Below are 13088 nucleotides of genomic sequence, written 5' to 3'. Positions count from 1 at the left end.
CTAGTTCTAAAACTCGAATTCCAGGTTTGCCTTGGCCACCTGATTGAACGGTATGACGGCCCGCTGTCCTTCTGTCAGTAGGACCACGACAGCGTCTCCCTCAAGCCCTTGCAGCGTGCCCAGAAAGGTCTTTCTCTGGTTGCCATGCTCGTCTGCCACCTGGGCAAAGGTCTTGACCTTCACCAGCCGGCCGATGGCACGCTCGAAATCGCTCTGCTTCTTCAGCGGCCGATTGAGCCCAGGCGAAGAGACTTCCAGGGTGTACTCGCCCGGAATGCAATCCTCCACATCCAGGATGGTGGAGAACTCGCGGCTCACCTCCGCACAGTCGTCCAGGGTGATCCCACCCGGCTTGTCGAGGTAGAGACGGAGCATCATCTGCCGCCCCTCCCGTTTGTACTCAAGATCCACCAGCTCCACGCCGAAAGCGCTCAACAGGGGCTGAACCAGCTTCTCAATATTCTGTACTACATCTGTCTGTGCCATTGACCTTTTGACATAAAAAAAAGCGAGCTGTAAGAGCTCACTTTTAGTGAACGGTAGGTTGTGCGTTAAGTCAATTAACATGCGGATTGGGAAATTGCAAGCTATTTATTCACCCCCGCAGCACCATCAACAATGGGCTAATGGGCGGTAAACGCAAAACTGACTTGCTTTTTTCGGGAATAGCCGCTAGATTACGGTGGTTAAATGATACGAGTCAAACAAGGAGTTACCGTATATGAGTAAGGAAGAGGCAATAGAAGTAGAAGGGACGGTCGTCGAACCACTGCCGAACGCCATGTTCAGGGTCAAGCTCGAAAACGACCACATTGTACTCGCCCATATCTCGGGCAAGATGCGGAAGTACTTCATCAAGATCCTTCCCGGCGACAAGGTGACCGTGGAACTATCACCGTATGACCTGACCCGTGGCCGGATTACCTACCGCGTCAAATAGTTCCCTCCCCTTCATCCACATACGTCCCTAGACATCCAGGTGCCGGCACAGCCGGCTGCCTTTATTTTATCAAGGAGATTTAAAAGGTATGTACACTGTTGCTGACCTCAAGAAGGGGCTGAAGCTTACCCTTGACGGCGCTCCCTACATAGTGATCGCATTCGATTTCACCAAACCGGGCAAAGGCCAGGCCCTCTATCGCACCAAGATGCGCAATATGATCAACGGCACCATCCTTGACCGGACCTACCGTTCAGGTGAAACATTCGAACCGGCCAGTCTGGAAGACCGTAAGATGCAGTTCCTCTACAAAGAGGAAGACCATTTCGTCTTCATGGACAACCAGAATTTCGAGCAGTACCACATGAGCGAGGATGCCGTCGGCGATGCCAAGAACTACCTGATCGATAACCTGCCGGTCGATGTCCTCCTCTTCAGCGAGAAGGCCATCGGCGTCGATGTCCCCAACTTCGTCAACCTGCGGGTCGTGCAGACCGATCCGTGGGCCAAGGGGGACACGTCCGGCAGCGATTCCAAGCCAGCCACCGTGGAGACCGGCTACACCCTCCGGGTACCGCCGTTCATCGAGGAAGGCGAACTGATCGTCATCGACACCCGCACCGGGGAATACTCCACACGGGTAAAGGGATAAGACTGTTCGAGGTTCGAGGTTCCAGAGTTTTGGCTTCAACATCGAACATCGAACATCGAACAGTGAACGCTGAACCATCACCAAACTGGAATCTCACCCGGCGCAAAAGCAACCTTCGGACACGGGCCGTCATCCTGCAGGCCATCAGAACGTTCTTCACCAACGAGGGGTATCTGGAAGTGGATACCCCTCTACTCATTCCCGCACCAGCCCCTGAACCCCACATCGATGCCATTCCCGCTGGTCAGGGGTTTCTCCACACCTCTCCCGAACTCTGCATGAAGCGGCTTTTGGCAGCCGGCTATGAGCGAATCTTCCAGATCTGCCGCTGCTGGCGCGCCGATGAACGGGGGGGGCGTCACCTCCCCGAGTTCACCATGCTGGAGTGGTACCGGGCCGAGGTCGATTATCTAGATCTGATGCGGGAATGCGAGGAGTTGGTGAGGAGTGTCGCCGTTGCGGCCGGAAACGGTATGACCATACGCTACCGGGACACCGTGATCGACCTGACAACTGAATGGGAGCGGCTCACGGTCCGCGAGGCGTTTCACCGCTACACCGCCAGCTCCATGGAAGAGGCCCTGGCCAATGACACCTTTGACCTGCTCATGGTCGAAGCCATCGAGCCGCGCCTTGGCAGCCGGCGTCCCACCTTTCTCCACGACTATCCGGCCCAGCACTCGGCCCTGGCGCGACTGAGCGCTTCCGACCCAACGGTGGCGGAACGGTTCGAGCTCTACGTTGGCGGCCTGGAACTGGCCAACGCCTTTTCCGAACTGACCGATCCAGTGGAGCAACGGCACCGCTTCGCATGCGCAGCCGCTGACCGGGCCGACCGCAAGCGCACAGCCTATCCGCTCCCCGAGCCTTTCCTGAACGAACTCGCCGCAATGCCGACTGCTGCCGGCATTGCCCTGGGCATCGACCGTCTGGTAATGGTGTTGCTGGACGCCGCCACCATCGACGAGGTCGTCGCCTTTACCCCTGAAGAGCTTTAGGCCTATCCGTACAGCTCTTCCCTTCTGATAGTTCGGAAGCCATATTAGGCAGCAGTGTCAGGTTATAGCCTTCATCCCGTAGGGATAGAATGCCTGTAGACGGGGAATTTATTCCCCGGTCATCTTGGCAACATGCCCTACGTCACGTACGTGACGTAGGGATATATCGGCGACTCATCCGGGGGATAAATCCCCCGGCTACAGGCGAACGCCCCTAACGGGGCACTGAAACCGTGAAGGCAATTTTCTAACCAGATCAAATTCTGTATCGGAGATCGGAGACAAGTTGCTAGATATCCCGGTAGGAAACCGTCTCCCCCTGGTAGGTGCGCAGGAGAAGGGTGTCGCCCTCCCACCGGCCGTACTCGGGGAGGATCGGCACCTTTCCCTTGCCGCCGGGCAGATCAATGACGTAGTAGGGGTTGGCCAGGCCCGAGGTGTGACCGCGCAGCTTCTCCATAAGCGCCATGCCGGTGCGCACCGATGGCCGGAAATGGGCGGTACCGGCCACGAGGTCGGGGTGGTGCAGGTAGTACGGACGAACCCGGCTGGCAAGCAGCCGCTGCATGAGCCCGGTCATGGTCGCCGGGTCGTCGTTCACCCCTTTCAGGAGCACGGTCTGATTCCCCAGCGGCACCCCGGCGTCGGCGAGACGGCCACAGGCGGCAGCAGCCTGGTCGGTCAGCTCAAGCGGATGATTGAAGTGCAGGTTCAGGTAGACGGGGTGGAAGCGCTGGAGCAGCCGGCAGAAACCGGCAGTGATCCGCTCCGGCAGGGTGACCGGAATCCGGGTGCCGATCCGGACGATCTCAATATGGGGAACCTGTCGGATACGGGCCAGCAGATCGGCAAGTCGGTCATCGGTTAGCAGGAGCGGATCGCCGCCGGAGAGGATGACGTCGCGGATCTCCGGATGCCCCCGCAGGTAGTGGAGGGCATCGTCCGTCCGGGCGCAGACCCTGGCCTCACCACACCCCACCTGCCGCTTGCGCATGCAGAATCGGCAATACACGGCACAGGCGTTGGAAACGAGCCAGACAACCCGGTCGGGATAGCGGTGGATCAGGCCGGGAACCGGACTCAACGCCTCTTCCGCCAGTGGATCGGCAGCCAGGCCGGCATCATCGAGTTCCACCGGGTCAGGGACACACTGACGCCAGATCGGGTCTCCCACTTCCCGCACCAGCCCCAGGTAGTACGGGGTAATGCGCAGCGGGTAGCGCGCCGCTACCGCCTGCAGCGGCTCCGGATCGATGCCGAACCGTTCGGCCAACTCCGCCGGCTCGGTAATGCTCCCTGCCAGGCTCTTCGTCCACCCCTTTTGCGCCATCACCTTCGTTGCCTCACCGTCCGCCGAACTCCCGTCCCATATAGGCCTGCCACTCGCGGATCAACCCTTGATAGTCCAGGCCGAAATCGGCCAGCGCCCTGCCCACGGCAGCCTCGATCTTTTCGCCGGCACCCAGCAGTTGAAGGATCTCCCGCACCTTGTGCCAGCCATAGGACTGGACCATGAAATTGGCCAGGGCATAGCTCTCCTGGTAGGCCAGCCCCGCCTGGTGACTGTTCAGACCGATGAACGCCTTGTCCAGAAAATTTGCCGGCAGGGGCTGCCCGGATCTGGCGGCCTTGCCCAGATCGGCCATGGGAGGGTTGAAGAGGCGCCGGCCCTGCAGTTCCGCCACCCCCTCGTTCAGCCAGGTGGGAACGTTTCCCCTGGTCAACTCCTGAACCACGACATGGGTGTATTCGTGGAACAGCACCCCTTTCAGCTGGGGGGTGAGCTCGGTCGCGCCGCCGACCGGCAGGCGGATCTTCCCGTCATAGAGTCCGCCGGACCAGTCGGGACCGGCGGTCACCAACCGGTAGTCCTTTTTGGTATAGAGGATGACCGGAATGCGGGCCGTGGGAAACTGGGAAAGGTCGCTCCCCACCCGGTTGTAGGCCTCCTCCAGGGTATCCAGGATCTCCCTGGCCAGGGTGGTCGTGGAGCCGGCATCATAGGAGACCACGAAGCGGGAACTGTACCCCCTGTCCATCCCACCTTCCACCGACTGCTCCCGCTTCGCCTTGTCCAGCAGTTCCCGGGTGGCCTTCATGTCGGGCTTGAGAACAAGGGCCTTTTCCCACGACTCGATGGCCGCCTGCAGGTTGCCGGTGTCGTACTGCACCCGGCCGGTGAAGAACAAAATTTCCGGGGTGTCGCCGCCGAGCCCCCGGGCCCGCTGCAGTTCGTTGAGGGCTGCATCGTAATACTTGCCGTAATAGAAGGCGATCCCCTTCAGCACATAGTACCGGGGGACCTCGGGGAAAAGCTCCCTGGCCTGGTCGAAGCTGGCAATGGCCTCATCGAAGCGGCTTGCCGCCAGATGACGTTCCCCGACGAAGGTATACGCCTCGGCCAGGTTCCGGCGCAGGGTCTGATCGTACGGATAGAGGGAAAAGGCCCGCTGCAGCTGCTCCAGGGCCTTTTCGTGCTCACCGCGGTTCTGCAGCTCGATTGCGTAGTTGTTGAACGAAAAGGGATCGTTTGCGGAGGCGGCAGGGACGAGCAACAGCGCTGCTGCCAGTAACAGCAGTGCTGAGCAGACCAGGGGGAATCGATGAAGAATCATGCAGGCACTATAGCACAGGGGGAAAACGCTTGAAAAGGAACTCTGGCGTCACCCACCGAGATGCGCGCGGACGGAAGAAGCAATACCGGCTGCATCCAGCCCGTAACGGGCATGCAGCTGGGGCTGCTCGCCCTGCTCAACGAAACGGTCGGGATAACCCAGACAGACCACGGTCACACCGGTGATCCCTTCCTCCTGGAGGAGTTCGAGAACCGCACTGCCGAAACCACCCTGAAGCACATTCTCCTCCACCGTAAAGAGCCGGCAATGCTTCGTTGCCAGGCCGAGGATCAGTTCGCGGTCAAGCGGCTTGACAAAGCGGGCGTTAACGACAGCGATGGAACGCCCCTCAGCGGCAAGCTCTTCTGCCGCGGCCAGGGAGGGATAGACCGTGGAGCCGTAGGCGATGATCGCAGCCGCCTCGCCGTCCCGCACCAGTTCCCCTTTACCGAGCACAAGCGGCTTCAGAACCTGGTCCATCGGCACCCCTACGCCATTGCCCCTGGGATAGCGGACCGCCACCGGACAGCTGAAATCGATGGCACTGGCCAGCATGTGCTGGAACTCGTTCTCGTCCTTGGGCGCCATAACCACCAGGTTGGGGAGGTGGCGCAGGTAGGAGAGGTCGAACAGTCCATGGTGGGTCGGCCCATCGCTCCCTACCACACCGGCCCGGTCCAGGGCAAAGACCACCGGCAGGTTCTGGAGGCAGACGTCGTGAAAGACTTGGTCGTATGCTCGCTGGAGAAACGAGGAATAGACGGCGAAGACCGGCCGCAGCCCCGAGGCCGCCAGTCCGGCCGCAAAGGTGACCCCGTGCTGTTCGGCGATCCCCACATCGAAGAAACGATCGGGAAACTCCTTGGCAAACGCGGTGAGGCCGGTGCCGTCCGGCATGGCCGCGGTAATGGCGACAATCCGGTCGTCGTCGCCGGCCAGCTTGACGATGGTGCTGCCGAAGACCGCCGTATAGGAGGCAGCGCCCCCCTTTCCTTTCAGCACCTTGCCGGTCTCGATGTCGAACGGACCGACACCGTGAAACAGGGACGGATTCTGTTCTGCCGGGGCGTACCCCTTCCCCTTCTTCGTGATAACATGCACCAGGACCGCATCGTCGAAGCGGCGCACCTTTTCCAGGGTCTCCTCAAGCAGGGGGAGGTTGTGGCCGTCAATGGGGCCGATATACTCGAAGCCAAACGCCTCGAAGAGCATGCCAGGGGTAAAAAGTCCTTTGAGAGACTCCTCGGCCCGCTTGGCCACCTGCAGAGCGCTCCGCCCGATACCGTCCAGGCTCACCAGGAAACCTTCCACATCCTTCTTCATCCGGTGCACGAATTCACTGGTAATGGTCCGGCTGAGGAAGTTGGAGAGGGCGCCGACATTCTCGGCAATGGACATCTCGTTGTCGTTCAGGATGACAACGAGGTCCTTGTTCAGGTGGCCGGCATGGTTCAACCCCTCAAAGGCTATGCCGCCGGTCATGGAGCCATCGCCGATGATCGCCACCACCTTGTTCTTCCCTCCCCGCAGATCGCGCCCCACGGCCATGCCGGTGGCGGCGGAGATGGAGGTGGAGGAGTGGCCGACATCAAAGGCGTCATGGGGCGACTCGGCCCGCTTCGGAAAGCCGCTGATACCATCCAGGGTCCTGAGGGTGGCAAACTGCTCCCGGCGTCCGCAGATCAGCTTGTGGGCATAGGCCTGGTGCCCCACGTCCCAGACCAGCTTGTCCTCGGGAGACTTGAATACCCGATGCAGGGCAATGGTCAGCTCCACCACCCCCAGGCTCGGTGCAAGATGACCGCCGTTCTTGGCGCAGGTCTCAATGATCACCTGGCGCAGTTCACCGGCAAGCCGTTGCAGTTCGGCAGGGCCGAGCGGCTTGAGGTCGGCAGGCGAGTTTATGGTGTCAAGTATGGTTCCCATGATTATTCGGGCGAAGCGCTAAGACCGCCTCACGCCTCCCCCCTCACTCCTCACTGATTTGTTACGATTTGCGGCTGACGATGTACTTGGCGATCTCCCTGAGCGGTTCGGCCTTGGCCCCCAGCGGATCGAGCGCGGCCAGAGCGATCTCCATCAACTCCACGGCTCTTCGTTTGGCGTCTGCCAGCCCGACCACTGCCGGATAGGTCGCCTTGCCCCGTGCCTGGTCACTCCCCGCATCCTTGCCGATCTCCTCGGTGGTACCTTCGATGTCGAGGATGTCGTCGGCGATCTGGAAAGCCAGTCCTGCTGCCTCGCCATAACGGGTAATGGCTGCCAGCTGGCTTGAGTCGGCATTACCGAGAATGGCACCGGCCTTTACCGAAGCCTTGATCAGGGCACCGGTCTTGTGGGTATGGATATACTGTACCGTCGGCAGGTCGATATCGGCCTTCCCTTCGCTCTCCATATCCACCACCTGCCCACCGACCATACCGAAGGAGCCGGCGCAGGTGGCAATCTCCCTGGTGACTGCCAGGAGCCGCTCGGGCGATACGAAACCAGGCAGTTCCGGCGCGCTGAGGAGGATGAACGCCTGAGTCAGCAGGGCGTCACCGGCCAGGATGGCGATTGCCTCACCAAAGACCTTGTGGTTGGTCGGATTGCCCCGCCGGAAGTCGTCGTCGTCCATGGCAGGGAGATCGTCGTGGATCAGGGAGTAGGTGTGAATCATCTCCATGGCGCAGGCAGCAGGCATGGCCTGGCTGATCTCACCTCCCACCGCCTCACAGGCGGCAAGCATGAGAATCGGCCGCACCCGTTTGCCGCCGGCAAAGACCGAGTAGCGCATGGCCTTGTGCAGCGAGAACGGCAGATCGTCCTCTTTGGGCAGATAACTGTCCAGTGCCTTGTCGACCAGTTGACACTGTTCTTTCAAGTAGAGCTTCAAGTCCATCACGATTCCCCTTAATTCAATCGTCAACCCGGAACGGTTCCTTTACAAAAGCCCCGTCCTTGTTCTTCAGCAGCAGTTCGACACGCTTCTCCGCCTCGTTCAGCTTCCTGGTGCAAAAGGTCACCTGCTTCATCCCCTCTTCAAACGCCTTGAGGGAATCGTCCAGAGACAGGTCGCCACCCTCCAGACGCCGCACCACCTCTTCGAGTTTCTTGAGCGCCGATTCGAACTTTTCCGTTGCCATAGAGTTGTTTCACCCGCTGTTCCTGCAGGAATCGCGCACCCTGCCACCTGCCATGTCATGGCTGCCGGAAGGGATGGCGCATCAAAAGAGACGGTATTATACAGGAAGGGTCCCGTCAGTCAAGGATTGCCTGCATGGGTAATCGCAGACTTTAGTAAGTTCACCAATGGTGGGTTATCGGAGAAGAAGCGGAGTAAGCAGTGGATGGGAGGGAATTCGATAGGGATTCACAACTGTTACCCCACGCCAGGTAAAACCGTGCTGGAGGTCTTCGGTGAGTAGCATCCGACATCGGTTTTCAGCGGTAACTGCAAGGATCAGCGCATCCCAGATCTGAAGACCATGATCAACTGTCAGATCAAAGGCCGCTTGAAATGCTGTCCAGGTCGAATCGACAACTTCGAAGCTGTCGGCCCATTGGAGAACAATGGAACGGGTCGTATCCGGCGAATGCTGCGCCTTGCCGGTCAACACCCGGTAGAGTTCGCCCAGTACCTGCGCTGGAAGCAGGACACTTTCAGCGGGCAACCGGCCAAGTAGCTCCATGGTGCTGTCCCTGCGGGCGGCATCACCCACCCCTTCGGCGTAGGCAAGAATATTGGTATCAAACGTGACCCTCACGGAGTACGCTCGTACAGCTCGTCACGGGTCCAGGTTCTGGCCCCCGTTGTCTCCTGGCTGCGCAGACGCTCGAATAACATCTTCCTTGCCGCCAGTCTCGAACCATCTGCCGTTCTAACCGGCGAAATGGTGGCTACCGGCTTTCCCCTTGAGACGACGAGGAACTCTTCACCTTGGGATACCTGCTTCAGGACATTGGAGAAATGACGGTTGGCGTCAACTGCCCGTACTGTTAGCATAAAGCCCCCACATGTAGTACTGACCACTACCTTACTATTGAGCCAAGGTGGTGTCAAGTTACTCTTTCACCTTCTCGACCAGGCAGTCCACTTCACCTTTCTGAAGGATGACGTTCAGGCGGTCCCCGGCCGCGAGCTGTCCGGCGTCTTTCACCACCGCCAGCTCCGGATACTTCTGCACCACCGCATACCCCCTGCCCAGGGTGAGGAGCGGCGAAAGGGCATGCAGGGCGGAGCCGGCTATGGCCAGCCGCTCCCGGTTCCGGTCAAGCTGGCGACACAGCGCCGCCGCATTCCTGGCCTGGCACGAGATCAACAGCTCCCGCCCCCGCTCCACTTTGAGCAGCGGCGACGCCATGCGCAGCTGGCCGATCCGCCGCTCCAGCCGTTCTTTGCGCGCCGCCACTCCCCAGCGCGTGGCCTGGGCAAGGCGCTCGGCCAGGTCGTCCACCCGTTGGGCCGCATGCCCGAGCAGGGTGGTCGGGTCCCTGAGCGCCCGGGTCGATGCGGTCAGGCGACCGCGGAGATCGGCAAAACAGTGCCGCATGGCCTGTTGCAAGCGGTGCTCCAGCAGTATCAGCCGCTCCTCAAGCTCCACCTTGCTCCCCACCACCAGTTCTGCCGCCGCCGATGGCGTAGGTGCCCGCAGGTCGGCCACCAGGTCGGCAATGGTCACATCCACCTCGTGACCGACAGCGGAAATCACCGGGATCTTCGAGGCGTGAATCGACCTGGCAACCACCTCTTCGTTGAACGCCCAGAGGTCCTCCAGGGAGCCGCCACCACGTCCGACGATCAGGACATCCACCTGGCCATGGCGGTTGAATTCCCGGATGGCAGCCGCTATCTCCCCCCCTGCCCCTTCGCCCTGCACCTTCACCGGGTACAGCAGGATCTCCAGGTTGGCAAAGCGGCGGTTAAGGACATGCAGGATATCGTGAATGGCCGCACCGGTGGGAGAAGTGACGATCCCTATCCGTTGCGGGAGCAGAGGAAGCGGCTTTTTGTGCCGTTCGTCAAAGAGCCCTTCCCGGGCGAGCCGTTCCTTCAGCTGCTGAAAGGCCAGCTGCAGGGCACCGACCCCCTTGGGTTCCAGGTATTCGACCAGCAGTTGGTAGTCACCGCGCTGGTCATACACCGAAAGGCGTCCCCGGGCGATCAGCCCCATGCCGTCCTGCGGCCGGAAACGGAGCATGCGCGCCGCCCCCCGGAACATAACGCAGCGGATCTGGGCAGTGCCATCCTTCAGGGTGAAATAGCAGTGTCCGGAGGACGGCTGGGCCAGGTTGGAGATCTCCCCTTCCACCCAGACCTGCTGGAAGTTTTCCTCCAGCACCCCGCGTACCAGGGCTGTCAGCTGGCTGACCGTCAGAATCCGTTTTTCGCTGAAAAGGTCCATATATTCTGATCCGGCGTGTAGGGGCGATCCTTGTGATCGCCCTAAATCGACGCCTTCTCTCTATCACAGGGGCAGGAGGGTGTCAAACCGGTTGACCGGGCCAACAGGTTCATTGTATTATCCGCCGCATGAACAATTACCCATATGTCATTACAATTTCATCGGAAAAGGGTGGCGTCGGCAAGACCACCCTGGCCACCAATCTGGCCATCTTTCTGAAGGCCCTGGACGAAGAGCTGCCGGTCTCCCTCTTCTCCTTCGACAACCACTTTACCATTGACCGGATGTTCGGCATCAAGGGGCAGAAGAGTAACGGGTCGGTCGCCGACCTCCTGCTGGAAACCCCTGGCCGGGACCTCCTGCACACCGGCCAGTACGGCGTTAACTTTATCCCCTCGTCACCGGATCTGGGCGACCTGAAGGACGCCGTCAAAGGGCCGATGGTCCTGGCCCGGCTCCTGGCGAAATCGGGGATTCCCGGCATCCTGATCATCGACACCCGTCCCGACCTGGACACCCTGACCCAGAACGCCCTGTATGCCGCTGACCGGGTCCTGATCCCGGTAAAGGATATGCCGAGCCTGGAAAACTGCAAGAACATCTTCGCCCTGTTCGACAAACGGGGCATGGACCGCAAGAGCCTCTCCCTGATCCCCTGCCTGATCGACGAGCGGATTAAGTTCGATGGCCTGTTCGCCGACCAGAAGAGTCTGCTGAAGGCTTTCGCCATCAACCGCGGCTACCGCTGCCAGGAAAACTTCATCTCCAAAAGCCCCAAGGTCGAGAGCCTGAACACCAATCCGGACGGCAAGATCTATCCCATTCTCACCCATGGCCGGGGAACGGACGTCTACGGCCAGTTCTTCCAGTTGGCCAGAACCTTTCTGGAAGAGTACCGGGCAACCAGTGAACCCCGTGCCCTCCTGTTCCATCAGTGGCTCACGGCCGAAGACGAACGCAAGAAAGAGTCCTTCTATGCCCGGCTGAACGGCATCAGCCAGGAATGCCTCTTCTGTCGCACGCCGTTCAACCATGAGGCCGGCGTAACGGCGGGGTTCTACTATGAAACCTCCGATGGTGCTGCCAACGGCTTCGTTGAAGAGAACTGCTTTCTCCGCTTCCTGACGAACACCATTTACAACCTGGGGGAGACCCTGGCCGATGATGATCCGTCCCTGCTGCTCCTGAAGGAGTCAGCAAGGGAATCGTCCTTTGCCTTCAGACCGATGCACAACGGCAGCGGACCGAGCGTGATCGTCAGCCGGTTCGATCAGGGAGGGGTGCAGTTGCTGCAGCGCGAATACCCGCTCAAGGATTACCTGGGGGGCTTTTTCAACGAGGACCGAAAACCGCCGCTTTACACCCTCATGAAAGACACCATGGGTGGTTATGACGGCTCGTTCCGGGACGGCTTCCTACTGGTCCACCCGGTTAAGAGTTCAGCCCCGGAAAAGATCCTTCAGGACGACAACTACCGGGCCTTTACACGGCTCAAGGGACAGGTGGCGGCCCAGCTCACCTGACCAGCTCCGAGACATAGACAAATTTGATACCTGCGTCCCGCAGTTCGGGCATCATCTCCCGCAAGGCACGGATCGTTGTGGGATGCGGGTGGCCGATGGCAATGGCCCCGCCTTTCCTGCGGGCGATGCGCGCCGCCTCTTCCAGCTGAACCTTGATCGCCCCCACCTCCTGCACATTATCCAGAAACACATTCCGGGTCCCGGCCTCCATTCCCAGTTGATGTGCCAGTTGCAACCCCACTGACTTGGGACTGGTCCGGCTGTCGATGAAGAACAGCCCCTTTTCCTTCAATATGTTCAGGACCAGCCCCATCTTCTCCCCATCCTCGGTGAAACGTGACCCCATATGGTTGTTGGCCCCGACCGCGTGGGGAACGGCCTGCAGATATGTCCGCAGCCGCTCAGTAATCTCGGCTTCGCTCTGGGAAAGGAGGAGACCATTTTTTTCGAGGCGGCGCTCCGGATATCCCTGGGGCTCCATCGGCATATGGATCATCACCCTGCCGCCCTGTTGATGGGCCAGTTCGGCCACGGCGCGATCCTTCGGCAGACCGGGAATTACCGAGAAGGTTATGGGCAGGCCAATGGCAAGCAGGTCACGTGCCTCCTGCATGCCGGCTCCCATGTCATCGATGATAATGGCCACGCTGCCGGGGCCTGACGGCCTCCGCCCGGTCTTCTTCGGCAGAGGTGCTGCAGGAGCCGGGACCGAGGTGTAGGGACGCTGTTCGTACTCCTTGTGCTCCGGCCGGGGCGGGATCTGCCCGCGTCCGACCGTTGCCGTCTTTTCCTCCACCAGCGGCAGACGCGCCGTCTTGAGCCATTCAAGCCCCAGAAACACGGCAACAATCAACAGCACTATGGCCAGCAAAACGGCCAAAGGCCGCTTCGGACCGCCCTGTTGCTTCCTGTTGACCTTTTTGTTCGTTTTCTTTGCCAACCGATTGCTCCCACTCAAGATTGTCGGCAATGTATA

The 13088-nt window shown here is 60.1% G+C and carries 14 protein-coding genes; 4 read left to right on the top strand and 10 right to left on the bottom strand.

The window, feature by feature from the left end:
- Positions 1 to 6: 6 nt before the first annotated feature.
- A complete protein-coding gene (rimP, locus tag JN12_RS07340) occupies positions 7 to 486 on the bottom strand; it encodes a ribosome maturation factor RimP (RefSeq protein ID WP_145020482.1) in 480 nt (159 codons plus the stop codon).
- 235 nt (positions 487 to 721) lie between these two features.
- Between rimP and infA the strand changes: the two genes are divergently transcribed.
- The 3 genes from infA (at position 722) to epmA (ending at position 2590) form a co-directional block, all read left to right on the top strand.
- Positions 722 to 940, top strand: a complete 219-nt coding sequence (gene infA, locus JN12_RS07335; protein WP_145020479.1) for a translation initiation factor IF-1 — start codon at positions 722 to 724, stop codon at positions 938 to 940.
- 88 nt (positions 941 to 1028) lie between these two features.
- The gene (gene efp, locus JN12_RS07330; protein ID WP_145020476.1) at positions 1029 to 1592 is read left to right on the top strand and encodes an elongation factor P; all 564 of its coding nucleotides are present in this window, start codon (positions 1029 to 1031) and stop codon (positions 1590 to 1592) included.
- 62 nt (positions 1593 to 1654) lie between these two features.
- Entirely contained in the window at positions 1655 to 2590 is a 936-nt protein-coding gene (epmA, locus tag JN12_RS07325; protein WP_145020473.1) for an EF-P lysine aminoacylase EpmA, read from the top strand.
- Positions 2591 to 2879: 289 nt separating this feature from the next.
- On the opposite strand, the gene JN12_RS07320 is transcribed toward epmA, so the two are convergent.
- The 8 genes from JN12_RS07320 to xseA all read right to left on the bottom strand — a co-directional run bounded on the left by JN12_RS07320 (position 2880) and on the right by xseA (position 10589).
- Positions 2880 to 3920: a KamA family radical SAM protein gene (locus JN12_RS07320; protein WP_145020817.1), complete on the bottom strand. Its 1041-nt coding sequence runs from the start codon at positions 3918 to 3920 to the stop codon at positions 2880 to 2882.
- A gap of 13 nt (positions 3921 to 3933) precedes the next feature.
- Positions 3934 to 5205: a peptidase MA family metallohydrolase gene (locus JN12_RS07315; protein ID WP_145020470.1), complete on the bottom strand. Its 1272-nt coding sequence runs from the start codon at positions 5203 to 5205 to the stop codon at positions 3934 to 3936.
- Between the two features lie 48 nt (positions 5206 to 5253).
- Positions 5254 to 7131 (bottom strand): 1-deoxy-D-xylulose-5-phosphate synthase, encoded by a 1878-nt coding sequence (gene dxs, locus JN12_RS07310; protein WP_145020467.1) that lies wholly within the window; start codon positions 7129 to 7131, stop codon positions 5254 to 5256.
- Between the two features lie 61 nt (positions 7132 to 7192).
- Positions 7193 to 8086: a polyprenyl synthetase family protein gene (locus JN12_RS07305; RefSeq protein ID WP_145020464.1), complete on the bottom strand. Its 894-nt coding sequence runs from the start codon at positions 8084 to 8086 to the stop codon at positions 7193 to 7195.
- 16 nt (positions 8087 to 8102) lie between these two features.
- Positions 8103 to 8330 (bottom strand): exodeoxyribonuclease VII small subunit, encoded by a 228-nt coding sequence (locus tag JN12_RS07300; protein WP_145020461.1) that lies wholly within the window; start codon positions 8328 to 8330, stop codon positions 8103 to 8105.
- Positions 8331 to 8504: 174 nt separating this feature from the next.
- On the bottom strand, positions 8505 to 8951 hold the full coding sequence (locus JN12_RS07295; protein WP_145020458.1) for a PIN domain-containing protein: 447 nt from the start codon (positions 8949 to 8951) through the stop codon (positions 8505 to 8507).
- Complete coding sequence (locus JN12_RS07290) at positions 8948 to 9190, bottom strand: type II toxin-antitoxin system Phd/YefM family antitoxin (RefSeq protein ID WP_145020455.1); 243 nt, start codon at positions 9188 to 9190, stop codon at positions 8948 to 8950. Before JN12_RS07290 ends, JN12_RS07295 begins: the two co-directional genes overlap by 4 nt.
- A 58-nt stretch (positions 9191 to 9248) precedes the next feature.
- On the bottom strand, positions 9249 to 10589 hold the full coding sequence (xseA, locus tag JN12_RS07285) for an exodeoxyribonuclease VII large subunit (RefSeq protein ID WP_145020452.1): 1341 nt from the start codon (positions 10587 to 10589) through the stop codon (positions 9249 to 9251).
- A gap of 128 nt (positions 10590 to 10717) precedes the next feature.
- Here xseA and JN12_RS07280 point away from each other — a divergent pair, with 128 nt between their 5' ends.
- Positions 10718 to 12112: a ParA family protein gene (locus tag JN12_RS07280; RefSeq protein ID WP_407925377.1), complete on the top strand. Its 1395-nt coding sequence runs from the start codon at positions 10718 to 10720 to the stop codon at positions 12110 to 12112.
- Here the strand turns inward: JN12_RS07280 and JN12_RS07275 are convergent.
- On the bottom strand, positions 12105 to 13052 hold the full coding sequence (locus JN12_RS07275) for a divergent polysaccharide deacetylase family protein (RefSeq protein ID WP_211360513.1): 948 nt from the start codon (positions 13050 to 13052) through the stop codon (positions 12105 to 12107). The two genes, JN12_RS07280 and JN12_RS07275, sit on opposite strands and share 8 nt — an antisense overlap.
- Positions 13053 to 13088 lie beyond the last annotated feature (36 nt).

The sequence above is a fragment of the Geobacter argillaceus genome (assembly GCF_007830735.1).
Classification (GTDB): domain Bacteria; phylum Desulfobacterota; class Desulfuromonadia; order Geobacterales; family DSM-12255; genus Geomobilibacter; species Geomobilibacter argillaceus.
The sequence above is the reverse complement of the archived record's forward strand: the minus strand, read 5'-3'. Positions and strand labels throughout refer to the sequence as shown.